The organism is Hymenobacter persicinus, assembly GCF_004167665.1.
GTDB lineage: Bacteria > Bacteroidota > Bacteroidia > Cytophagales > Hymenobacteraceae > Hymenobacter > Hymenobacter persicinus.
Genome location: NZ_SEWE01000006.1, coordinates 17227 through 40193, shown reverse-complemented (window position 1 = coordinate 40193; position 22967 = coordinate 17227). Strand labels below are relative to the sequence as shown.

Annotated in this window: 18 protein-coding genes, 1 other RNA gene and 2 riboswitches; of the genes, 11 read left to right on the top strand and 8 right to left on the bottom strand. The window is 63.7% G+C overall.

All coding sequences use genetic code 11. From position 1 onward, the window contains the following. Positions 1 to 213 precede the first annotated feature (213 nt). The 6 genes from EWM57_RS04340 (at position 214) to EWM57_RS04315 (ending at position 3812) form a co-directional block, all read left to right on the top strand. Entirely contained in the window at positions 214 to 675 is a 462-nt protein-coding gene (locus EWM57_RS04340; protein WP_129919907.1) for a carboxypeptidase-like regulatory domain-containing protein, read from the top strand. A 207-nt stretch (positions 676 to 882) separates the two neighbouring features. Continuing rightward, positions 883 to 979: signal recognition particle sRNA small type (gene ffs, locus EWM57_RS04335), an RNA gene on the top strand. A 91-nt stretch (positions 980 to 1070) separates the two neighbouring features. Continuing rightward, positions 1071 to 1727 (top strand): fructose-6-phosphate aldolase, encoded by a 657-nt coding sequence (gene fsa / locus EWM57_RS04330; RefSeq protein ID WP_129919906.1) that lies wholly within the window; start codon positions 1071 to 1073, stop codon positions 1725 to 1727. Between the two features lie 60 nt (positions 1728 to 1787). Next, on the top strand, positions 1788 to 1991 hold the full coding sequence (locus tag EWM57_RS04325) for a fructose-6-phosphate aldolase (protein ID WP_129919905.1): 204 nt from the start codon (positions 1788 to 1790) through the stop codon (positions 1989 to 1991). Positions 1992 to 2088: 97 nt separating this feature from the next. After that, entirely contained in the window at positions 2089 to 2784 is a 696-nt protein-coding gene (locus EWM57_RS04320) for a cell division ATP-binding protein FtsE (RefSeq protein ID WP_129919904.1), read from the top strand. A gap of 95 nt (positions 2785 to 2879) precedes the next feature. Next, positions 2880 to 3812 carry a glycosyltransferase gene (locus tag EWM57_RS04315; protein ID WP_129919903.1) on the top strand — a complete coding sequence of 311 codons (933 nt, stop codon included), beginning with the start codon at positions 2880 to 2882 and terminating at the stop codon, positions 3810 to 3812. 51 nt (positions 3813 to 3863) lie between these two features. Here the strand turns inward: EWM57_RS04315 and EWM57_RS04310 are convergent, their stop codons facing one another. Continuing rightward, a complete protein-coding gene (locus EWM57_RS04310) occupies positions 3864 to 4781 on the bottom strand; it encodes a hypothetical protein (protein ID WP_129919902.1) in 918 nt (305 codons plus the stop codon). A 207-nt stretch (positions 4782 to 4988) separates the two neighbouring features. Between EWM57_RS04310 and EWM57_RS04305 the strand changes: the two genes are divergently transcribed. The 5 genes from EWM57_RS04305 to EWM57_RS04285 all read left to right on the top strand — a co-directional run bounded on the left by EWM57_RS04305 (position 4989) and on the right by EWM57_RS04285 (position 11418). Then, the gene (locus EWM57_RS04305) at positions 4989 to 6164 is read left to right on the top strand and encodes a DegT/DnrJ/EryC1/StrS family aminotransferase (protein WP_242509980.1); all 1176 of its coding nucleotides are present in this window, start codon (positions 4989 to 4991) and stop codon (positions 6162 to 6164) included. Between the two features lie 6 nt (positions 6165 to 6170). Beyond that, a complete protein-coding gene (locus tag EWM57_RS04300; RefSeq protein WP_129919901.1) occupies positions 6171 to 6497 on the top strand; it encodes a hypothetical protein in 327 nt (108 codons plus the stop codon). A gap of 456 nt (positions 6498 to 6953) precedes the next feature. Continuing rightward, the gene (locus EWM57_RS04295) at positions 6954 to 7979 is read left to right on the top strand and encodes a Gfo/Idh/MocA family protein (RefSeq protein ID WP_242509979.1); all 1026 of its coding nucleotides are present in this window, start codon (positions 6954 to 6956) and stop codon (positions 7977 to 7979) included. Positions 7980 to 8550: 571 nt separating this feature from the next. Next, on the top strand, positions 8551 to 9297 hold the full coding sequence (locus tag EWM57_RS04290) for an EcsC family protein (protein WP_129919900.1): 747 nt from the start codon (positions 8551 to 8553) through the stop codon (positions 9295 to 9297). Between the two features lie 254 nt (positions 9298 to 9551). Beyond that, a riboswitch (SAM riboswitch) is annotated at positions 9552 to 9644 on the top strand. Between the two features lie 310 nt (positions 9645 to 9954). Next, complete coding sequence (locus EWM57_RS04285; RefSeq protein WP_129919899.1) at positions 9955 to 11418, top strand: amino acid permease; 1464 nt, start codon at positions 9955 to 9957, stop codon at positions 11416 to 11418. Between the two features lie 201 nt (positions 11419 to 11619). Here the strand turns inward: EWM57_RS04285 and EWM57_RS04280 are convergent, their stop codons facing one another. From EWM57_RS04280 to EWM57_RS04250, 7 genes are all read right to left on the bottom strand, one after another. Then, positions 11620 to 12975: a TSUP family transporter gene (locus EWM57_RS04280; RefSeq protein WP_129919898.1), complete on the bottom strand. Its 1356-nt coding sequence runs from the start codon at positions 12973 to 12975 to the stop codon at positions 11620 to 11622. A 103-nt stretch (positions 12976 to 13078) separates the two neighbouring features. Then, positions 13079 to 16000 carry a TonB-dependent receptor gene (locus tag EWM57_RS04275; RefSeq protein ID WP_129919897.1) on the bottom strand — a complete coding sequence of 974 codons (2922 nt, stop codon included), beginning with the start codon at positions 15998 to 16000 and terminating at the stop codon, positions 13079 to 13081. A 378-nt stretch (positions 16001 to 16378) separates the two neighbouring features. Next, a complete protein-coding gene (locus tag EWM57_RS04270; protein ID WP_129919896.1) occupies positions 16379 to 17662 on the bottom strand; it encodes a sulfate adenylyltransferase subunit 1 in 1284 nt (427 codons plus the stop codon). A gap of 98 nt (positions 17663 to 17760) precedes the next feature. Then, entirely contained in the window at positions 17761 to 18672 is a 912-nt protein-coding gene (gene cysD, locus EWM57_RS04265; protein WP_129919895.1) for a sulfate adenylyltransferase subunit CysD, read from the bottom strand. Positions 18673 to 18695: 23 nt separating this feature from the next. Continuing rightward, entirely contained in the window at positions 18696 to 19481 is a 786-nt protein-coding gene (locus EWM57_RS04260) for a phosphoadenylyl-sulfate reductase (protein ID WP_242509978.1), read from the bottom strand. Between the two features lie 254 nt (positions 19482 to 19735). After that, positions 19736 to 19830, bottom strand: a riboswitch (SAM riboswitch). A gap of 167 nt (positions 19831 to 19997) precedes the next feature. After that, complete coding sequence (locus tag EWM57_RS04255) at positions 19998 to 21473, bottom strand: lipopolysaccharide biosynthesis protein (protein ID WP_129919894.1); 1476 nt, start codon at positions 21471 to 21473, stop codon at positions 19998 to 20000. Between the two features lie 87 nt (positions 21474 to 21560). Continuing rightward, positions 21561 to 22919 carry a DUF7033 domain-containing protein gene (locus tag EWM57_RS04250; protein ID WP_129919893.1) on the bottom strand — a complete coding sequence of 453 codons (1359 nt, stop codon included), beginning with the start codon at positions 22917 to 22919 and terminating at the stop codon, positions 21561 to 21563. Between the last annotated feature and the right edge of the window lie 48 nt (positions 22920 to 22967).

Here is a 22967-nt window from a genome sequence, read left to right as displayed (position 1 = left end):
GGCAAAGTAGGTGAGCGAGTGGGGAGAGAATCAGGTGCTTTATGTTGTTACTATATTTTTATTTTATAGAACTTATTTGGTAAATTTCTGAGCTCGTAATTTGAATAATAAAATATATTATCGTTATAATTACATCATGTTTTGGCTTTCTCACCCACTCGGGCACTGGCGCCAAGACTGCCCCCGCCTCGCTCTCACCTCCAATCCTGTTGCATGAAACGTGTTTTTTACTCCTGTGCAGTGCTTGTGGCTCTGCTGCCCCTGACCACGGTTGCCCAGTCTACCTCGGCGGCTTCCCGGCAGCTGCCGTCCCAGTCCCTGGCCGTGCTGCTGCCCGCCGCCGCCGAAGCTGCTGCGGGTGCCGCTGCTGCGCCCACCAGCCACCTCTACACCGGCAAGGTCCTCAACGAAAAGGGGCAGCCCCTGGCCGGCGCGCTGGTAGCCAGCGGCCCCAACAAAGACCAGATTACCGTGACCAACGCGGACGGGGTGTATTTGCTGCCGGCCAAAGCGCCCGTGGCCCTGCTGCGCGTGACTTACGCCGGCTACGAGGATGCCGAGCTCAGCGTGGTGAACATACAGGCCGTCACCTTCAACCTCGAACCCGTCGACCACTACCGGCGCCAACTCAAAAAGCAGGGCCGCGCCGCCGACAAGGCCTTTTTCAACAAGTAAGTACCGCGTTCCGAGCTAGTGCCCCCGTTCCACCGTAGGCGTCCGGGCCGGCCTTCGCAAGCCGGGCCGGACGCTTTTGGAGTGGGCCAGTGGCCGGTACCGAAAAAATAAGCGGCTGGCTACGAAGCACAAACCGCTCGAAACGGGGCGAATGGCGCGGAAACCGGTTTTTTATTTGCCCCCACCAAATTCCTGCGTACCTTTGCAACGGCGAGTCAGAACGACCAGCTCCTGTTGAACTCCCCCAGGACCGGAAGGTAGCAAGGGTAAACGGTTGAGCGGTGCGATTTTGGCTCGCTTTTTTTTGCTCTTTTCCCAGGCCCCACTGCCAACCTGCGCCGCGTTTGACGGCAAACGGTTAGCTTTGGGGTATTCTTTTTCCAAGCAATTCCCGCATGAAATTCTTCATTGACACCGCCAACCTCCACGATATTCAGGAAGCCGTCGACCTCGGCGTGCTCGATGGGGTAACCACCAACCCCTCGCTCATGGCCAAGGAAGGCATCCGGGGCGTCGACAATATCATGGCCCACTACCGGCAGATCTGCGAGCTGGTGGACGGCGACGTGTCGGCCGAAGTTATTGCCGTGGACTTTGCCGAGATGGTGCGCGAGGGCGAAATGCTGGCCGACCTGCATCCCAACATCGTGGTGAAGGTGCCCATGACCCGCGACGGGGTGAAAGCCATCCGCTACTTCTCCGACAAGGGCATCAAAACCAACTGCACCCTGATTTTCTCGGCCGGACAGGCCCTGCTGGCCGCCAAGGCCGGCGCCACCTACGTGTCGCCCTTCGTGGGCCGCCTCGACGATATCGGGCACGACGGCCTGCAGCTGGTGGAGCAAATTGTGCAGATTTTCGCCAACTACGGCTATCCTACCCAGGTGCTGGCCGCCTCCGTGCGCCACGTACCCCACCTGATTCAGTGCGCCGAAATCGGGGCCGACGTGGTGACCTGCCCGCTCAACGTCATCACGGGCCTGCTCAAGCACCCGCTCACCGACAACGGCCTGGCCACCTTCCTGGCCGACCATAAGCGCGTCAACGCCTAACAATTATGAATTCATAGACCGGCACCACCAGCCAATTCATAATTCATAAGTAGCTCCGCCGTGTACATCATCAAAGTAAAGGGCAAAGCCAAGATTCCGGATTATATCCAGCTGCGGGATGAGAATTTCGTGCTCATTGCCTATTTCCGGGCCGACCGGCCCCTTAAGGACCTGCACCGCTACGGCCTTGAGGCCAAGGAAACCGAGCTGGCCGCCGTTATTGCCGGCCTGGAGTTTGGCAAGCTGCAAAAGCTGGAAATCTGATTTTTAGAGTCTTGGGAGGGTTGGGTTTCGTTCAGCGCAAACCAACTTTCCCAAGCCAGACCCCAGGCTCCCAAGCCCCCTAAGTACCCCCATCCGCATGGCCGTTATTGAATTGCACGATGTTTTCGTGATGCAGGACGTGAATACGGTGCTGCAGAAAGTGTCTTTCACGCTCGAGAAGGGCGAGTTTGCCTACTTGGTGGGCCGCACCGGCTCGGGCAAAAGCTCCCTGCTCAAAACCCTGTACGCCGACCTGCCAGTGGGAGCCGGGGCGGCTACCGTGGCCGGCTACGCCCTGCCCAAGCTTAGCAGCAGCAAGGTGCCGTTTCTGCGCCGCAAGCTGGGCATCATCTTCCAGGATTTCCAGCTGCTGTTTGACCGCACGGTGGCCGAAAACCTGATTTTCGTGCTCAAGGCTACCGGCTGGAGCGGCAAGGCCAAAATTCAGCAGCGCGTGTCGGAGGTGCTGATGCGCGTGGGGCTGGCCGGGGCGGCCGCCAAGATGCCCCACCAGCTTTCCGGCGGAGAGCAGCAGCGCGTCGTCATTGCCCGGGCCCTGCTCAACGAGCCCCTGCTGCTGCTGGCCGATGAGCCCACCGGCAACCTCGACCCCGACGTGGCCGACAGCATTATGCGCCTGTTCGTGGAAATCAATAACTCCGGCACGGCCGTGCTCATGGCCACCCACAACTACCAGATCATCCGGCAGTATCCGAAGCGGGTGCTCAAGTGCGAGAACGGGCAGCTTATCGACTCGGCCAAAACGCCCTTCGAGCTGAAAAGTGACTTTTAGCGCTGCCGACGCGGGCATTACGGGCGGCGCCTGACCTGCGGGTTGGGCGCCGCTCTTATATTAGCGTTGTTTACTTCTTCCTCCCGACTTTGCAGATGCCTGGCCTTTCGGTGCTGATTCCGGTCTTTAACCGCGACGTGACGGTGCTGGTCAGTGACCTGCTCGTGCAGGCCGCCGACTGGGGCGGGCCGGTGGAAATCCTGTGTTTCGACGACGGCTCGGCCCCGGAGTTTCGGGAGCTGAACGCCCTGCTGCGGGCCTGGCCCGCGGTCTGCTACCAGGAGCTGCCGCAGAACGTGGGCCGGGCCGCCATCCGCAACCGCCTGGCCGCCGCCGCCCGCCACGAGTGGCTGCTGCTGCTCGACAACGACAGCCTGCTGCCCGACGACCAGTTGCTGGCCCGCTACGCCGCGGCCCGCGCCCTGGCCCCGGTGCTGGTGGGCGGCACCATCTACGAGTTTGCCCCGCCCGCCGACCCGGCCCTGTACCTGCGCTGGCACTACGGCCAGGAGCGGGAGTCCCGCCCGGCTGCCGTGCGCCAACTGGAGCCTCACGCCCAGCTTACGCTCAACAACCTGCTGATTCAGGCCGTCGTCTTCCGGAAGTTTGGCCTCGACGAGGGTCTGACCCGCTACGGCCACGAAGACACCAAGTTTGGCTGGCGCCTGCAGGAAGCCGGTATTGCCGTGCGTCACCTCAACAACCCCGTGCTCCACGATGGCCTGGAGCCGGCCCAGGTGTTTCTGCGCAAAACCCACGAGGCCGTCCGCAACCTTGCCCTGCTTTACCGCACCCAAGGGCTGGGCACCACCACCCGCCTGCTGAGCACGGCCCTGCGGATGCGGCGTATCGGCCTGGGCTGGGCCGCCCGCCTGGCGCTGGCCCCGTGGGTGGATACCTGGCGTCGCAACCTGCTCGCGGGCCAGCCCAGCCTGCGCCAATTGGATTTACTTAAGCTCTACTGGCTGCTCCAGGAGTTGCATGAGGAGCCGGCGCAGCCAGGAGTATCCGGCCCTGAACGGCCATAAGAAAAGGCCCGCTGCGCAGTGCAGCGGGCCTTTTCTTATGAAGCGGGGAGCTTAGTCGTTGTCCGTGTTTTTCACTTCGGACTTCACTTCCTTGTAGGCGCCCTTCACGGCGTTGCCTACTTTGCTGCCGACTTTGGCGGCGCCTTTACCGACATCCTTGCCGGCGTCCTTCACGTCGGAAGCGGTGTTGCTGATGGCTTGGCCGGCTTTGCTGCGCTCATCGGCGGTTTCCATCTTGGCATCCTTGGCCTCGCCCTTCACGGCGTCGATGCCCTGCTCGGCGCGGATACCGGTTTTATCGGCCGACTTGATGGCGGCGTACTTCAGCTTTTCCTTCTGAATCTCGGCCAAGTCCTTGGCGGGAATGTCGCCTTTTACCTTGTCATAGGCTTCGTCCAGGGCGCGCCACTCGGCGTTGATATTACGCCAGTCGTTGATGTCGTACTGGTTTTCGCGGGCCTTCACGTTGTTGACAAACGTTTCGTAGGTGGTCCGGGCGTTGGCGGCCGTTACCTGGGCCGCGGCATTCGACAGGGTGTAGTACTTGCCCATCGTCGGGGCCGTAGTCGTGGTGGTCGACATGCTGCCGCTGCGGTTGCGCCAGGCTTCGTCGCGCTTGTCGTAGGCCGTGGTGTAACGGGTGCGCAGCTGCTCGATTTCCTGGCGGCGGGTGTCGTCGTACTGGTCGGCGTATTTATCGACGGCGGCAACTTTGGCGTCGAAGTCAGCCTTCATCCGGGCCGTTTCGGCGTTGAAGTCGGCTTCGGTTTCGTTGGCGGCTTTCGTGGCTTCGTTGTCGGCGGTAGTTTCTACCGTGGCTACGTAATCCTTGAAGTCATTGTAGGCCTGGTCGCTTTCCTGCGACACTTCCTTCTTTTCGGCCTGCGTGCAGCTGGTCTGGGTGAAGGTCAGGCCGCCGATGGTAAGCAGAGCGGCCAGCGCGTTCAGGGTGAGAGTTTTTTTCAGCATGGGGGAGAGGCGTTAGGGGAACGGAAATATGGCAGCATTTGAATACCGCTCTGCTGAACCTAACGCAAGCCCTCCGGTTCGGGTTACGCGGCCCCGCCGCACCCGCCCGCCGGCGCCCGGGTTCCGGGCGGGGACGAAAGTGCTTTCTGGCCTTCCCGGGCAGGTTTCCGCTGCCTACCTTTGAAGCTCACCGTAAGCCCGCCCCGCGTGTCCCCGCATTCCACCCCGCCCGCGCCCATTCAGATGCTGGACCTCGCCGCCCAGCACGCTCCCATTCAAGCTGAGCTGGACGAGGCCCTGCGCCACACCCTGCAGGAGGCCGCCTTTATCCAGGGGCCCGCCGTGCAGGAGTTTGCCCGGGAGCTGGGCGCCTACCTCGGCGGCCCCCACGTGATACCCTGCGCCAACGGCACCGACGCCCTGCAGCTGGCCCTGATGAGCCTGAACCTGCCCGCCGGCGCCGAAATCATCATGCCCGCCTTTACCTACGTGGCCACGCTTGAGGCCGCCGCCATCCTGGGCCTGCGCCCGGTGCCGGTGGAAGTGCACCCCGACACGTTTAATCTGGACCCGGCGGCGGTGGCGGCGGCCATTACGCCCCGCACCGGCGCCATTATCGTGGTCCATTTGTTCGGGCAGTGCGCCGACCTGGCCGCGCTGGGCGCCCTGGCCGACCGGCACGGGTTGCCGCTCATCGAAGACAATGCCCAGGCCATCGGGGCCACCTACGCGCTGCCCGACGGCCCGACGGTGGCCGCGGGCACGGCGGGTTACGCCGGCACCACCTCGTTTTTTCCGTCTAAAAACCTGGGGGCCCTCGGCGACGGCGGCGCCCTGTTTACCCGGGACGAGGCCGCCGCCCGCTACCTGCGCCAGCTCGCCAACCACGGCCAGACCCGCAAGTACCACCACGAGCATATTGGCCTCAACTCCCGCCTCGATACGATCCAGGCGGCCCTGCTGCGCGTCAAGCTCCGTTGCCTCCCGGCCTGGACCGCCGCCCGCCAGCAGGTGGCCGCCCAGTACGATGCGGCGCTGGCAGACCTGCCCGGCGTGCGGATTCCGGCCCGGGACCCGCGCAGCACCCACGTGTTTCACCAGTACACGCTGACGGTGGCGGAAGGGGAGAAGGGTGCACCTAACCGCCGCGACCAGCTCCAGGAGTTTTTGCGGGCGCGCGGCATTCCCAGCGTGGTCTACTACCCGCTGCCCAACCATTTGCAGCCCGCCTACGGCTACCTGGGGCACCGCGCCGGGGAGTTTCCGGTGGCCGAGCGGCTCTGCCGCACGGTGCTTTCCCTGCCCATTCATCCCACGCTCACCGAAGCGCAGGTGGCGCAGGTGGCGGAAGCCGTGGGTTACTTTTGCGGGCGCCGGGAATAACCCGGTATGGAAGTCCGCCGCCCCTATACCCGCCGCAACGTCATCTGCGCCGCCCTGCTGGGCCTGGTAGCCGCCGCCTACTGGCTTTTTATCTGGTGGCTGACCACCGACATGCAGCGGGCCGCCGCCCAAGGGGCCCGGGGCGAAGCGGCGGGCCTGTTCTTGGCGGTGCTGTTCCCGCTGGCTTTGTATAGCTCCCTGTTTTTCTTCGCCGCCTTCTCGTCGGCCCTGCAGCGGGGTAGCCGGCCCATGAGCTACTGGCTCCTGGCCCTGGGCCTGCTGCCGACCCTGCTGCTGACCGGACTACTGGGAGCTGGGCGTTGGCTGCTGTAGGTAAAACCCGACTCCCGGTCACCAAAATCCCGACCTGCAGTCACCAACATCCCGACCCGAAGTCCCAACGATTCGCGGCCTGGTCTCGATGGTTCGGGGCCGGGTTCCAGTCGTTGGCGGCCAAGTCTCAACGGCTCGCGGCCCGGCTCCAGTGGTTCGCGGTGCCGCCGCAGTCGTTCGCGGCCCCGCCCCGATGATTCGCGGCCTGGTTCCAACGGTTCGCGGCCTGGTTCCAACGGTTCGCGGCCTAGTCCCAACGGCTCGCGGCCTGGTCTCGGTGGTTCGCGGTGCGGACGCGGGCGTTCGACGCCCGGCTTCCCCGTTTCGCGCCCCGGAACCGGGGTTTTCCTGGGGTAGTGTTGCCGCGTGCGGCCCCGGCTGATATTGCTTAGTTTTGCCCGATACCCCGCGCCGCGCCGCCGGCCGGCTCCGCCCGCACCCGCAAACCCTTTCCCGTTGCCCGACTCCCTGCCCGCCGTTCGTTTTGTTATCTGCGGCGTGGGCCACATCGGCCGCCGCCACGCCACCTTCGTGCACAGCCACCCGGCCGCCGCGCTGGTAGCCCTGATTGATACCGACCCGGCCCGCCAGGTGCCGCTGGCCGCCGAATTTCCCGGCGTGCCCTTTTTTGCTTCCCTGGAAGACTACCTCGCCCACGGCCCCGCCGCCGACGTGCTGACCGTGGCCACGCCCAACCACCGGCACGCGCCCCAGGCCATTCAGGGGCTCCGGCACGGCCTGCACGTGGTGATTGAAAAGCCCCTGGCCCTGCACCGGGCCGACGCTGAAGCCGTGGTGCATACGGCCCTGCAAACCGGCCGGCTGGTGTTTGGCGTCATGCAGAACCGTTATTCCCCGCCCGCGGCCTGGCTTAAGCAAATCTACGACGAAGGCCGCCTGGGGCAGATTTACCTGGTCCAGATCAACTGCTTCTGGAACCGCGACGCCCGCTACTACCAGCCCGAGGGCTGGAAGGGCCGGCAGGCGCAGGACGGCGGCACGCTCTTCACCCAGTTCAGCCACTTCGTCGATTTACTCTACTGGGTCTTTGGCGACATCACCAATATCTCGGCCCGCTTCCGCGACTTCAACCACGCCGGCCTTACCGATTTCGAGGATTCCGGCCTCGTCACCTTCGACCTGTTGCGCGGGGGCAGCGGGACTTTGCAGTACAGCACCGCCGTCTGGGACCGGAACCTGGAAAGCTCCCTGACCGTGGTGGCCGAGCACGGCAGCCTGCGCATCGGCGGGCAGTACATGGACCAGGTCGAGTACTGCCACCTGCGCGACTACCAGATGCCCCAGCTGCCGCCCACCAACCCCGCCAACGACTACGGACCCTACCAGGGCTCGGCCGCCAACCACGTCCAGGTCATCGAAAACGTGGTTGACACGGTGCAGAAGCGCGGTTTTGCCACCACCAACGCCTTGGAAGGCATGAAGGTGGTCGAGATTATCGAGCGGATTTATAGCTTGAAGTAATGGCCATTCCAGCCCAAGTGAAGGTGTTGTCTGGTGGGCTTATTGTGCATAAGCTGACCAAAAACGATTGGCTGTATCTGGGATGCCTTCTGGGGGTGATGGTGTGGCCCCTGCTATGGTCGGCACTAACTGCCGGGATTTATTTCCTGGGGTATTATGAAGACTTGCGGCCCCAGGGAAATTGGCACGCGTATTATTGGTCAATCGGAGGCCTAGTGGCCTATCTGACGATTGATCCAATCATCGGCACCCGCTTTCGGAACCTAATATTTTCCCTGTTATGGCTCAGTCTGATCCTGGGACTAAGTGTGGGTACACAAAGCTTAAGCGGCTCCGTTATGCCGCTCGGTGCTTTCCTGTACTATCATCTAATTCGACTCATGTTCTGGCGGCAGTATCGGGTGGAACTCGTTCCGTGGGTACCTTCCAAATATGGGTATGACCGAAGCTACTATCCGCTGGAAAACCGCTGGAGCAGGCGGATGGAGTTGGACTACTCCAAACTTTGCTACCGAGGCGGCTTCCTAGTGTTGGCTGGTTGTGCTATACTAGCCCTTGCAATGAATACCCGATGAACCCCACCGACCAGCAAGCCTATGCCGAGCTGCAGGCCTGGCAGCAGAAGATGCAGCGGGCCCCGTCGCTGCTCAACCGGGTGGCCCGGCGGGTGCAGACGCGGCTGAATGCGTTGCTGCCCGAAAAGGTGCACCAGGCCATTACGGCCGCCATCAAGCAGATGGTGCGCGGGGTCTTGTTCGGCTCCACTCACCTCACCCGCAAGCCGGTGCTCGAGGCGACGCTACCCCAGCGCGAGGACGCCGTGCGCCGCCACATCGGGCACTACCGCACCACGGCTGCCGCCGAAGGAGCCATGACCGGGGCGGGCGGCTTTCTGCTCGGCCTCGCCGATTTTCCCCTGCTGCTCGGCCTCAAGCTCAAGCTGCTCTTCGACGTGGCGGCCCAGTACGGCTACGACGTGCGCGACTACTCCGAGCGGCTGTTTCTGCTCCACGTCTTCCAGCTCGCCTTCAGCAGCCAGCACACCCGCAACGACATCTACCGCCGCCTCGCCGACTGGGAAACCTACCGCCACACCCTGCCCCCGGACGTGCACGAGTTCGACTGGCGCACCTTCCAGCAGGAGTACCGTGACTACATCGACCTGGCCAAGATGGCCCAGCTCGTGCCCGTTATCGGGGCCGCCGTGGGCGCGGTGGCCAACTACCGGCTCATCGACCAGCTCGGCGACACGGCCATGAACTGCTACCGGCTGCGGTATTTTGCGGGGCAGTTGCCCAAGCCGCTGGGGGAGGGGTAACAAAATACAACGCCCCAAAAGAACGTCATGCAGAGGCGAAGCCGAAGTATCTCGCGTGCTGACGCCAGAGTGGTAAACAGCCTCTCTCTTCCGGAGAGGGGTTAGGGTGAGGCAAACGAAGCGGTAGAGATGCTTCGTGGGGCTTAGTATGACATGCCTTGGGGTTTCACATTTTCCGAATCAATTCCGGGTTTGCAAATCCCAGCTGGGCGGGGCTACCTTTGCCCCATCAATTCTTTACCCCCAAAGGATTGTTTTTATACAGAGGCGCTGAGAGACAGGCTCGATGAAGCGTCGGCAACCACCCGCAAGCTGCGGAACGGTGCCAATTCCTGCTCATATAAAAACAAGTTGCCGTGGAGCGTTTCCCCAACCAGCCCGTTTTAGTAGTTGTTGCCGCCCTCTTGCCGGTGCCCGCGGGCGCCGCTATGGGCTGTTGTTGCTGTTGTTGAGACTGCCGTAGCGCGAACGTTGCAGTTCGCGTACCCCGCGCCGGTTGGCCGTTCTGGTCACGCGCAATTCCCGCCGTGTAAATCGTTCTGGTGCGCGAACTGCAACGTTCGCGCTACGGCCCCAGGCCTCCTTGCTTTTTCCTGATGCCCGTTTTTCGGCATCGTTCCACGATTCGCGAAGCAAGGCTTCGCGTTACTCCCTTTTATGCTTAAAAAATCACTGGCGCTGCTTCAGCTCGAAGCCGCCGAATCGGGTACGGGTACCCTCAAGCGCAGCCTGGGCGGCGTGAGCCTGATTGCCATCGGCATCGGCGTCATCATCGGGGCGGGTCTGTTTTCGCTCACCGGCATTGCCGCCGCCAACAACGCCGGCCCGGCCGTCACGCTTTCCTTTCTGGTGGCCGCCATCGGCTGCGCCTTTTCAGCCTTGTGCTACGCCGAGTTTGCCTCCATGGTGCCGGTGGCGGGCTCGGCCTACACCTATTCTTACGCCACCATGGGCGAGCTGTTCGCCTGGATTATCGGCTGGGATTTGATTCTGGAATACTCCGTGGGCGCCGCCACGGTGGCCATCAGCTGGTCGCAGTACCTGGTCAAGGTGCTCGACAAGTTCAACCTGCACATTCCGCCCCAGCTGGTGATGTCGCCCTTCGAAACCGCCAAGCTCGCCGACGGCGCCGTGGTGTCGGGCGTGGTCAACGTGCCGGCCATGCTCATCGTGCTGGCCATTACGGCCATTATCATCCGCGGCACCCAGGGCTCGGCCTGGTTCAACGCCTTGGTAGTGACCCTGAAGGTGGCCGTGGTGCTGGTGTTTATTGCCCTGGGCTGGAAATACATTGACCCCAGCAACTACCAGCCCTACATTCCGCAGAACACCGGCAAGTTCGGTGAGTTTGGCTGGAGCGGCATTTTGCGCGGGGCCGGGGTGGTGTTTTTCGTCTTCATCGGCTTCGACATCGTGGCCACCATGGCCCAGGAAACCAAGAATCCGCAGAAGAATATGCCCATCGGCATCATCGGCTCGTTGCTGGTCTGCACCGTGCTGTTCGTGCTCTTCGGCCACGTGCTGACCGGCGTGGCCAACTACAAGGAGTTCAAGGACAGCGCCGCCCCCGTGGCCATTGCCATCGAGAAGACGCCCTTCGGCTGGCTCTCGTCGGCCATTATCATTGCCATTCTCATCGGCTATACGTCCGTTATCTTGGTCGACTTGATGGGGCAGAGCCGGGTGTTCTTCTCCATGTCCAAGGACGGGCTGCTGCCGAAGGTCTTTGCCGAAGTACACCCCATCTTCCGCACCCCGCACAAGTCGAACCTGCTGCTGGGCGCCTTTATCAGCCTGTTTGCCGGCTTCGTGCCCATTAAGGTGGTTGGCGAAATGACCAGCATCGGCACCCTGCTCGCCTTTGTGATGGTGTGCCTGGGCATTCTGATCATGCGCAAAAAGGAGCCCAACGCCCCGCGCGGCTTCCGCACGCCCTGGGTGCCGGTGGTACCCATCCTGGGCATCCTGACCTGCGTGCTGATGATGGTGTCGTTGCCCGAGGAAACCTGGTGGCGCCTGGCCGTGTGGCTGGCCATTGGCCTGGCCATCTACTTCGGCTACGGCAAAAAACACAGCAAGCTGGGCCGGGAAGCGGCGGCCGAAACTCCAGTGAGCAGCTAAGCCGAACAACGGCTGTCATCCTGAGCCTGCGAAGGATCTGCCTCTGATTTTCTTCAGGCGTTGAGAGATAAAAAAAGCCCTTTACCATCCGCTGGTAAAGGGCTTTTGTATTGAACAACAATTAACAGAGGCGACGAGGAAGGTCCTTCGTTGCGCTCCGGGTGCCAGACGATTGCCGGCCTACAGGGAGAATTATAAGCACTACATAAATAGCTTGCGCAACGCCCACAGGCTCCACACAATCACCATCAGGCCCACGCCCACGAACATGCCGCGCACGGGGATGCGGCCGGCCAGGCGGGCCGCCAGGGGCGCGGCGGCCACCCCGCCCACGATGAGGCCCAGAATAATCTGCCAGTGGGTGATGCCCAGCGTGGCGAAAAACGTGAGGGCGCTGGCGAAGGTGACGAAGAACTCGGCCACGCTCACCGAGCCGATAACGTACTGCGGGGTGCGGCCCCCGGCAATGAGCGTGCTGGTCACCAGCGGGCCCCAGCCCCCGCCCCCGAACGAGTCGAGGAAGCCGCCGGCCGCGGCCAGCAGCCCCAGCTTCTTGTGCTTGGTGCGCTTGCCGGGCTTGCGGAAGGCCTTGGACAAAATGCGCAGCCCAAGCAGCAGCAGGTACACGGCCAGCAGGGGCTTGACATAGCCCGCGTAGGTATCCCCGAACTGCGAGAGCAGATAGGCACCCGTAATGGCACCGAGTACGCCCGGAATCAGCAACACCTTGAACAGGCGCTTGTTGACGTTGCCGAAGCGGTAGTGGTGGTAGCCCGAGGCCCCGGAGGCAAACATTTCGGCGGTGTGAATGCTGGCGCTGACCGCCGCCGGGGCAATGTTGATGCTCATCAGGCTAATGGCCGTCACCACGCCGTAGCCCATGCCCAGCAGCCCGTCGATAAGCTGGGCGCCGAAGCCGATGGCCACGAAAATGTAGAACATCCGCGAGGTGGAAGCCACGTCCCAGACCTGCTGCCAGGTCACGTAATACGACAGGATATTAAAGCACAGCATGGCCGCGAAGGCCAGCAACGACAGCGTGGCCAGCCGCCGCCACTGGGCCGCCGCCGCCGACTCAGGGGCCCAGCGCGGTAGCGGCACGGTGGGGTGGCTCGGACGAGGATCTGGGCCCAGAGTGAAGTCGGACTCGGCGGGCGCGCTGGCCACGTGGCAGAGCAGGCGCTGGGTTGTAGCGTGGGCTTTCACCCGGCGGTTAAGCTCCGCGTGGGGAGTGGCCACGAACACGATGTCGTGGCCGAGCAGGTCGGGCAGGTCGTAGGACTTCTCGCGCAGCAACACCTGCGGGTGGTCGGCAGCCAGGGCCCGGATTTCGGGCCCAACTATTTCACTGACAACCGTAACGGCCGCCGCCGGGTGGTGGGTGAGCAGGGCGGTGAGCGTGGCGAGGCCCGCCGCGCCGCCGCCCACCAGCAGGACCCGCCGGTGTTGCAGCTTGAGCAGGATGGGCAGCGGCTCGTGGGTGGGGGGCGTGACAGCCAGCACCGGCCCCGGCGGGGGCGGCAGACCGTCGGAGGAAGAAGAGGGAAAGGGCGTCATGGTTGGGTTGGTAGGAGAGCGGCGCGGCCGGAGCCGGGTGGATAAGATACTCAGATTCAAAACAAGATGCCGGCGCAGCCGCTGCAACTCCGCCGGTGGGGCGCTACCGCAGCACGGTGTTGTCGAACGTCAGCGCCACGTAGTAGAGGCCGCCGATGCTGGGGCCGGCCGCGTACTGAATGTAGCGCTGGTTGAGCAGGTTGGCGCCCCCGATTTTGAGCGTGGTTTTCAGGGCCGGCACGCGCACGTTCACCTGGGCATCCACGGTCTGGTAGGCGGGCACGCGGCCGTTGGCCAGGGGGCTTTCCCAGAAAAAGGCGCTCTGGCGGCGCCACACCACGTTGAAGCCCAGGTTGCGCACGACTTCGCGGTTGCCGAAGGTCAGGTTGGTGGCCCACTTGGGCGTGTTGAAGCCGGTCACGAAGATGTCGGACTGGGCGTTGGCCCGGATGTCGTTGAAGCTCACGTTGCCGCCCAGGGTAAACTTCTGGTAGAAGTTGTAGGTCGCGCCCACCGTGGAGCCGTAGCTGCGGTACTTGTTCAGGGCGTTGGTGTACACGCGGTAGCGGTCCTGGCGGGCCGAGCGGTTTTCGGCCAGCGCGGCCCGCACCGCGTCGTCGGAACCGACGGCCACCTGCTCGCCGGCGACATTTTTGGGCACGCTCACCTCCACCTGGCCCAGGAAGCCGGAGTACACGTTGTAATAGGCGTCGGCGTCGAGGGAAAGGCGGTTGTCGAGCAGCACGCTGCGGTAGCCGACCTCGTAGGCGTTGATCTGCTCGGGATTCTCGGTGGGCAGGTTGCCGACTTGCAGCAGGCTGCGGATTTCGGGGCGCACGGCGGCGGCGGCGTTCGTGCCGCCGTTGGCCGCCACGTAGGCATTCACGGCCGCGTTGAAGGTCGAAATCGAGGCCAGGGTGTAGGAGTTGTCGAGGTAGTTGAGCCCCTCGTTCACCCGGGCCAGGCCGCCCACCCGGCGCACGTTGCCGTTATTGACGAAGGAGAGGGCCTCAAACAGGGACGGGAAGCGCCAGCCGTTCTGGTAGGAAGCGCGGAAGTTGTGCTTGTCGGCCAGGGTGTACACGGCCGCCACCCGCGGGTTGAGCTTGGGCGCAAACTCGGGGTTGTAGTCGGCGCGCAACGAGGCGGTGAGCTTGAGGCGGCGGCCCAGCAGCTCCCGGCTGGCCTGCACGAAGCCGCCGACTTTCTGGTAGTACTGGTTCTGCCCGCCCGGCTGGGTGCGCTCCGAAAGCGGCTTGCTGAAGTCGACGAAGTTGTTGCCGTCGGGAATGACTTCGTAGAGGCGGCTGTCGGCGCCCACCAGCACGTCGGCGAACTGCACGCGCGAACCCAGGTTCCAGATGGCTTCGGCGTGGTAAGTGCGGCTGCGCTGGGTGAGGGCTGCGCCCCCGGGCACCGGGGCGCCCTTCACGTTCACGCCGCTGTCCCAGTTGTTGGTATGCACAATCTGGCTTTTCAGCTTTTCAAACTCCGGGGTGCCGGGCTGCGCCCGGCCGGCGTCGGCAACCACCCGGGCCTGGCGCATGGCGTCGGCCAGGGTGGCGCCGCCGTTGAGCTGGCCGAGCAGGGCGGTGCGGAACTTGTCGCCCCAGCCCGTGCCCGAGCCCGTCACGTTGGTGGTGCTGGTGGCCCCGTTCTGCAAGTCCAGGTTCAGGGCCAGGGGGTTGAGGTTATAGGAGTCGCCGGTGTTTTCAAGCAGCGCGTAGGCCCGGGCCGTGAAGTCGCGGCCCTTGAGCTCGAGCTTGTGATTCTGCACGGTCACGCCGTCGAGCTGAATCTTGTTGCCGCGCTGAAACACGCCGTCCATGAGCCCGAAGCGGTAGCCGTAGCTGAGCTCGAGCTGGTCGGTGAGCTTGTAGTGCAGGCTGGCGTCGATTTTGGCGTTGCGCACGGTGGGGTTGGTCAGGTCCCGCTCGTAGTAGCCGGTGCGGCGCACGTTGAAGGTTTCGGTGCGGCCCTGGTAGGGAATTTTGATGGCCACGTTGCCCGCGTTGTCGTCGCCGTAGCGGTTCCACAGGTCGGCGGCGGGATTGTTCTCCCCGCTGAGCTCGGGAAAGCGCGGGTTGGCCGAGCTCAGGTTTTGCGGGTTCTGGTCGGTCTGGGTGTTGGCCAGCCAGTCGGTGCCGCGCAGGTAGCTGCCGTTCACCTTATAGGCCCAGCGCTGGCTCTGGCCCAGCACCTGGGCCCAGCGCACGGCCGTTTCGGTCAAGGCGCTCGGGTCGCGGTCCGTGCCGTCCACGTGGTTGACGCCGACTTTCTGGTACACGCTCAACCCCTGGTAGGTGAAGGGGCTTTTGGTGGTCAGGTTGGCCATGCCGTTGATGGCGTTCATGCCGTAGAGCGCCGAGGCCGCCCCCGGCGTGATTTCCACGCTGGCAATGTCGAGCTCAGTCGGCCCAATGGCGTTGCCCAGGGGCACGCCCAGCGTGGCCGCCTGCATGTCCACGCCGTCGACGAGTTGCATGAAGCGGAAGTTGTTCGGGATGTTGAAGCCGCGGGTGTTGGGCACCTTGAAGGTGAGCGAGCTGGTGGTCATCTGCACGCCCTTCACGTTTTCCAGCGCGTCGTAGAAGCTCGGGGCCGGCGTTTCCTTCAGGGCCCGGATGTCGAGCTTCTCAATGGCCACCGGGGAACGGAGCCGGCTTTCCTCCACGCGGGAGGCCGACACGACCACCTCGTTGGTCAGCACCGCGTGCGAGGACAGCGCCACTGCCAGCGGGCTCGTGGCACTCACGATTTCAACTTCCTTGGCGTCGTAGCCGAGCATATTGAAGACCAGCGTGAAGGGAAACTTGAGCTTGGACTTGAGGGCAAATTTGCCGCCCGCGTCGCTGAGCACGCCGGTGGTGCCGCCCTTCACGCTGATGCTCACCCCGGGCAGGGGCTGCTGGGTGCCGGCCTCGCGCACCACGCCGCTGATGGCCACTACCTCGTCCTGGGCCCGGGCGGGCGTCAGCGCGCCCAGCAGCAGCAGAATCCAGAGGGCCGGGTAACTATTTTTCATGGGAAGGAAGTCAGGCTTGGGGGAAAGAAAAGTCGGGGCACCGGGCGCGGGGCCGCCGCGCGCCGTCGGAAGTGCAGGCACAGGTCACCGGCGCTTACCCGAAACCGGCAGGCTCAGGGAAGCGGGACAGGAGCAGTGGGTGGGAAAAGGAGCGGGAGGGGTATAGATTTTCGAGGGGGTCAAAAAGCTATACCCCCTCAGGCGACGCAGCGGGAGGGTATAACTTTTCGAGGGGGGTAAAAACTTATACCCCCCGGGTAAGCCGCCGGCGGGGAATAGATTTTTGGGAGGGGTAAAAATCTATTCCCCGGACCTCGGGCCAGCAGGCGGGGAATAGATTTTCGAGGGGGGCAAAAATCTATTCCCCGGCCGGGTCGGCTACTGGGCCAGGCGTTCGGGCTCGGGTTCAAGCTCCTGGCCGCTCGGCACGGCTTCGACCATGCCGGCGGCCAGCGTGTCGCCGCTGAGCTCATCGACGAGGATAAAGGCGCCGGTGGCGCGGTTGTGCTGGTAGTCATCCACGACCAGCGGGGCGGCCGTGCGCAGGCGCACGCGCACGATGTCGTTGAGCTGGGCCGAGTCGGCGGCGGCGCGGCCGTAGGTGCGCACGTTCACCTTGTGGGTGATGGCCGCTACCACGGCTTTCACCACCGCCGAGTGGTGCTGCACGAGCAGCTTGCGGCCCGGCCACAGGGGCCGCTCGTCCATCCAGCAAATCGTCGCCTCCAGCTCCCGGCTCACGCGCACGGGGCTGCCCACGGGCACGATGGAGTCGCCGCGGCTCACGTCCACGTCGTCGCGCAGGCGTAGTACCACGGCCTGGGGCGCGGCGGCCGTTTCCACCTCCCGCTGATCCACCTCAATGGCTTCCAGCACCGATTCGCGGCCGCTGGGCAGCACCTGCACCCGCTGGCCGCGGCGGTACTCCCCGCTCTGGATGCGGCCGGCGTAGCCGCGGTAGTCGGGGTAGTCGTCGGTCTGGGGCCGAATCACGAACTGCACCTGAAAGCGCGGCTCCCCGCTGGTGGCTTCCTCGAAGGCCGGCACGCTTTCCAGGTGCTCGAGCAAGCTGGGCCCCTGGTACCAGGCCAGGTTTTTGGAGCGCGTCACGATATTGTCGCCGAGCAGGGCGCTGAGCGGAATGGCCGTCACCGGGGGCAGGCGGAGCTGGTCGGCCACGGCGGCGTAGTCGGCCACAATCTGGTCGAACACGGCCTGGTCGTTGCCCACCAAATCCATCTTGTTCACGGCCAGCACGAAGTGGCGGATGCCCACGAGCGAGGCCAGCAGGGAGTGGCGGCGGGTTTGCTCCACCACGCCCTGGCGGGCATCGACCAGCACGATGGCCAGGTCGGCGGTGGAGGCGCCGGTCACCATGTTGCGGGTGTACTGCACGTGGCCCGGGGCGTCGGTGATGATAAACTTGCGCCGGGGCGTGGTGAAGTACTTGTAGGCCACGTCGATGGTGATGCCCTGCTCCCGCTCGGCCCGCAGGCCGTCGGTGAGCAACGCCAGGTCGACGCCCCCGTGCACGGTGGGCCGGTTTTCCAGGGCCGCCAGCACGTCCAAGGACACCGAGTCCGAGTCGTACAGCAGCCGCCCAATCAGCGTGCTCTTGCCGTCGTCGACGCTGCCGCAGGTGATAAAGCGTAGTAAGTCCATGGGGTTAGTTGTCAGTTGTTAGTTGTCAGTTGCTAGTTGTTTGTTACCGGTCAGAGAAAAAGCTGACAACTAGCAACTGACAACTGACAACTAGCAATTTAGAAATAGCCGTTGCGTTTGCGGTCTTCCATGCCGGCTTCGGAGATGTTGTCGTCGAGGCGGGTGGCGCCCCGCTCACTGACTTTGGCGCTGAGCAGGTCCTCGATGATGTCGTCGATGGTGGCCGCGTCGCTTTCCACGGCGGCCGTGCAGGTGGCGTCGCCCACGGTGCGGAAGCGTACCTGGCGCTCCACGATTTGGTCGGTTTCGTCGAGGCGCAGGTGCTCGTTGAGGCCCAGCAGCTGGCCGGTGGGCAGCACCACGCAGGTGCGGGGGTGGCCGAAGTAGATGCTGGGCAGCGGAATGTTTTCGCGCTGAATGTAGCGCCACACGTCGAGCTCGGTCCAGTTGGAAATCGGGAACACGCGCACGTTTTCGCCCCGCTGGATGCGGCCGTTGTAGATGTTCCAGAGCTCGGGCCGCTGGCGTTTGGGGTCCCACTGGCCAAACTCGTCGCGCACGGAGAAGATGCGCTCCTTGGCCCGGGCCTTTTCCTCGTCGCGGCGGGCCCCGCCGATGCAGGCGTCGAAGCCGAACTCCTCGATGGTTTCGAGCAGGGTGTAGGTTTGCAGGGGGTTGCGGCTCGGGAATTTGCCGCCCGGCTCGCGCAGGTGCTGGCGCCGGATGGTGTCTTCCACGCGGCGCACGACGAGCTTTTCGCCCAGCTCAGCGGCCAGCGCGTCGCGGAAAGCCAGGACCTCGGGAAAGTTGTGGCCGGTATCCACGTGCACGAGCGGGAAGGGGAAGCGGCCGGGGCGGAAGGCCTTTTCCGCCAGGCGGGTCAGCACGATGGAGTCTTTACCGCCCGAAAACAGCAGGGCCGGCCGCTCAAACTGGCCCGCCACCTCGCGCAGAATGTGGATGGCTTCGGCTTCCAGCCGGTCGAGGTAATCGAAATGCAGGGTACTCATAACGCTCAGAATGACAGACGATGTTAGTTGACCCCGACCACCGGCTCCACCACCGGGTCGGGGCCGTTGTGGGGGTGGGTGCTGTGCAGGCCGCACTCCTTGGCCGACTGATCTTCCCACCACCAGCGGCCGGCCCGGAAGTCTTCGCCGGGCTGGATGGCCCGGGTGCAGGGCGCGCAGCCGATGCTGACGAAGCCCTGCTGGTGGAGGGGGTTGAATGGAATGCTGTGCTGGTGCACAAAGTCCCAGCACTGCTCGAAGCTCCAGTCGAAGAGCGGGTGCACTTTGAGCAGCTGGTGGCCGGCATCCCACTCCACGGCGTGCATGTCGTGGCGGTTGGCCGACTGCTCGGCGCGGATGCCGGTCAGCCACACCTGCTCGCCGGCCAGGGCCCGGCGCAGCGGCTCCACTTTGCGCAGCCCGCAGCACTCCATGCGGTTGTCGATGCTGTCGTAGAAGCTGTTGGGGCCCTTTTCGCGCAGCAGCTGTTCTACGCCGGCCTGCTCCGGGAAGTAGGTTTCGATGGGGCGGCCGTAGCGGTGCCGGGTCTTGCTCCAGGTGGAGTAGGTCTCCTGAAAGTTGCGGCCCGTATCGAGCGTGAACACCCGGATGGGCAGGTTCAACTCAAAAATCAGGTGGGTGATAATCTGGTCTTCGAGGCCGAAGGAAGTCGAGAAGACGGCCTGGCCGGGAAACTGCGCGGCGGCGGCCGCCAGCACCGCGGCGGCCGGCTGCCCGGCGAACTGCCGGCGCAGGTCCTCGACCAACGCCTGGGAGGCTACGTGCATGCTGAAAATCGGATGGGGCATTCCTGGAGGGAAAACCAAATGGGGGAAGGGCCCGCGGGAAGCAGAATCAGCGGCCCCGGAGCGGGCAACGAAACCAGTGCGCAGCGGCGAAGCCTAGCGGGCTAAGCGCGGGAAACCAAGCCAAAAAAAGGAAAAAGGCCGGACTACCAAGCCCAACACCGACAGCAGCGCAGGCGGCCCCAACAACCATGCGGTAGGGCGGCAAGGGCGGCAGAAGAACGGCGGATGTTGGAAGAGGCTTGCACGGCAACTTGTTTTTATATGGTCAGGACTTGGCACCGTTTCCGCGGTTGGGCGGCTGGTTGCCGGCGTTTCGTCGAGCCTGTCTCTCCGCGCCTCTGTATAAAAACAATCCTTTGGGGGGTAAAGAATTGATGCTGCAAATGTAGCAGCGCGCTTTTCAGACTTCCTAATTTTACTTTTTGCTAACTGGAATCAGTCCAGTGGGTTAGCTAATGACAGAAAGAAGTTGAACTTGATTGTGAATTACTTAACGTAATAGCAGATAACTACAGGTTATACCTTGTTTCGTAATTTTTGTAGGTAAGCCGTGGCTTCGGGCGCCGCGTTGGTGCCCAGAATGAGGGCAGCGTAGAGGATGGTCAGCCCCGCGGAGCGCAGCAGCATGGTAAGCAGGTGCGAGTGCACGAACGGCACGAGCCCGGCCAGCAGACCGCTAGCGGCGGCAATACCCAGGATCAGCGGAATGCGGCGGTCGAAGGGCTGCAGGCGGTAGCTGTACCACACAAACCAGGTCCGGGCCGCGTTGATGCCCACAATGGCAAGGAGCGTGGCCAGGGCCGAGCCGGTCAGGCCGAAGCGCGGAATCAGCAGCCAGTTCATGAGCACCGTGAAGCCGGCCAGGGACAGGTTGAAAATCAAGTCGAAGCGGTAGCGCGGGGAGGTGACCACAATCAGGCCATTGACCCCGGTGATGCCGTCGAAGAGGCGGCCGGCCAGCAGCAGCACGGCCGTGGTGCCGGTGGCGTAGACCGGGTTTTTGATCAGGGAGTAAATAAAATCCAGGTTCAGGCCGATGCCCAAAGCCAGGTAGCAGCCCAGCACGGTGTTGAGGCGGGTAGTAGAGCGGTAGAAGTCGGCCATCTTGGCCATGTCCTGGTCTTTCCAGAACTGGGCCAGGAGCGGGAAGGCAATTTTGTTGAGCGAGCGGGCCGGGATGGTCAGGGCCGTGCTGATGTTGTAGGCAATGCCGTAGACGCCGGCCGCGGCCAGACTGAGCTGGGCCCCCACCATCCAGGAGTCAATAAAGCCCAGGATGCTGCCCGACAGGCTCGAGAGCAGGGCAAACCCCCCGAAGCGCACGATTTCGCCCACCGGCCGCACCCGCAGCGCCGCCCGGGTGGGCCGCAGGTGCAGCTCCCCGATGTAGCTTACGTAGAGCGTCAGCAGCAGCAGAATGATGCCGTAGAGCCCGACGTAGCCCAGCACAAACTCGTGAAAGCTCAGGTAGCCCCGGCCGTAGAGCAGGGCCAGCCCTACGATAAGCAGGCGCAGCACGATATCCTGCAGAAAGCCCGAAAACGCGGTATGGTAGAGTCCCTTCAGGTACGCATCCTGCAGGGAATACAGCAGCGTGAACAGGGCCAGCACGCTGCCCCACCAGTAGTAGGGGCCGAGCAGGGCGGCATCGGCAGGGGCATATTGGGCCAGCAGCAGGGGCCGCCCGAGGCCGTAGAACAGCGTGACCAGCAGAAAGCCCAGCATCGGCAGGGCCAGCAGCAGGGGCAGAAAGCCCTGGTGACCGGTTTCGCGGCTGCGGAAGTAGGGAAAGAAGCGGATGCCCACGCTGGCAAACCCGAAGGCCGCAAACTGGGCGTAGACCGTGGCAATAGAGACCAGTAGGGTGGTCAGGCCCAGCTTCTCGGGCGCCAGCAGGTGGGGCAGCACAAAGGCCGTATTGACGAAGCCCAGCGCCAGCCCGAGGTAGGAAATAACCGTGTTGCGCAGCCCCTGCCGCTGAACGATACCCAAATCAGTTGTCAGTTATGAGTTGCCAGTTGCCAGTTGCCAGTTATCGGTTGCGTGTTGCCAGTTGCTAATCGTTGAACGAACTGACAATTAACAACCAACAACTGCTGAACAGATGTCCTGCCCGTTGACGAAGGCCACGTGGCGGCTGCGAAGGTACTCCATGAGGGCGTGGAACTGCCGGGGGCCGTTGTGCTCGTTGGCGGGGTCGAAGTTTTCGTTGTGCCAGAGCACGGTGCACACGCCGCCGAACCGCTCGATTTCCGCCAGCATGGGCGTCAGCGCCGGCAGGATTTCGTCGGGCGCCAACTGCAGGTAGTTGGGGTGGTAGAGCGTGGCGTCCATCACGTTGAGCGGGATTTCGAGGAAGTCGTGGGCTTGGCCGTGCTGGAAATCGAAGAGGCGAAACGGATGGCAATAGGAATGGCGGAAGCCGAAGTGCTCGGCAAAGCCCAGGGTAGTGTCGTACGCTATGCCCACTTGATTGAGTACTGAGGGCGTCCGGCGGGGTTCCCAGCTCAGGTAGTGAAACCGGTTGCCAATACTATGGCCGGGCAACTGGGCCCGTTTCGTTTGTAGGAGCCGGGCATCGGTAGCAGTGCCCAAGCTACCGTGAATGGCCAACTCGCTGCCCTGAGCCGCGAGGCTCTGTAGGCACCCCTGCAGGCCCGGCGCAGTCAGCCGGTAATCGGCATTGGGCGTGCCACTGGCAGCCGGGCGATGCTCGGGCAGCAGGAAAAACGTGCTTTTCGCGCCGTATCCGGCAACCGTCTGCTGCACCTGCTCTAGATTGTCCCAGGCGTCGGGCTGGGTGAAATGCTGCCAGAGCTGCCGGCCGAAGCGCAGCAGCTTGCCTTGGCGCAGAGCTTCCTTGGCGGGCTGTTTCCAGGCGCTGCGCAGATTGTCGATGTCGTGGGTGATGAAGGCGGCGTAAGGCGCCTCCGGAGCCCAGCGGCGCGGCCGGCAGGGCCGGCCCGTCACGTGCTCCACGGCCGTTTTCAGCAGGTCGAAGTAGTAGTTGACTACCGGCACCGTCACGAAGCCGTAGCGGTGCTGCACGCTGGCCGCGAAGGGGAAGCGGCCGTGCCGGTCCCGCGCCTCGGAATAGTACTCCTGCCAGCCGCTGAGCAGGTAGAAGGCCGCCGAAATAAGGTCGGCGTAAATCCGGGCCCGGCCGTTGGGCAGCAGTTCGAGCAGGGGTTTGTCAGCGGGTGGCCCGAAGAAGAACGGCAGCTTGCGGCCCTGCCACTCGCGCCACTGCGGCTCCGGCGGGTATGGGTTGGTCTGGCTGAAAAAGGCGCCGGCCCCGTCGGTCAGCTGCACCTGCGCGTCCTGGTAGTCGATACTGACTGTCGGGACGTCTGCGTAGGCCGCCCGGAAATGCTGGAGAACGTAGACCAGGCGGGTTTCAGCGGAAGTAGGTGGAGTAGTAGGAAGCGGAGGCAGCATGGTGCAAGGTAGCGGGCTGACGTCGGTTCCCGCAGAGGAAGCGGAGGA